Annotated in this window: 1 protein-coding gene; it reads right to left on the minus strand. The window is 51.5% G+C overall.

The genetic code is table 11. The annotated features are described in order from the left end of the window. The coding region (locus ACO0LK_RS27040) for a hypothetical protein (RefSeq protein WP_422980613.1) at nucleotides 1-311 on the minus strand (311 nt) is incomplete at its 3' end. Between the last annotated feature and the right edge of the window lie 33 nt (nucleotides 312-344).

Raw genomic sequence — 344 nt, forward strand, 5'->3', positions numbered from 1 at the left:
TCGTTCACATTGGCCAAGCTTGTGTAAGTACCGCCAGCTACGAATGCTGTTGCAGACAATGCTGTACCACCACCGTTGACTGGGGATGTACCAACAACACCTGTTGTTACCACTGCACCGCCAGATACTGTCACTGCATTGCTGACAGTCGTGTTGTTCACGCCGCCGCCAGTTGCATTGGAAGAAGACGTTGTGTCGATTACCAAAGTGCCGCTAGTAACAGAGATCAGGGACAGATCAATGTTGTTTGCGCCAGCGATGTCATCAACGATAGTCAGTTGATGTGGCACATTGCCTGTGAATGTGATCACTGGTGTGCTCAGGGACAAGGCTGTACGGGCAGC

The sequence above is a fragment of the Undibacterium sp. Ji49W genome (assembly GCF_049340205.1).
Taxonomy (GTDB): Bacteria; Pseudomonadota; Gammaproteobacteria; order Burkholderiales; family Burkholderiaceae_D; genus Undibacterium.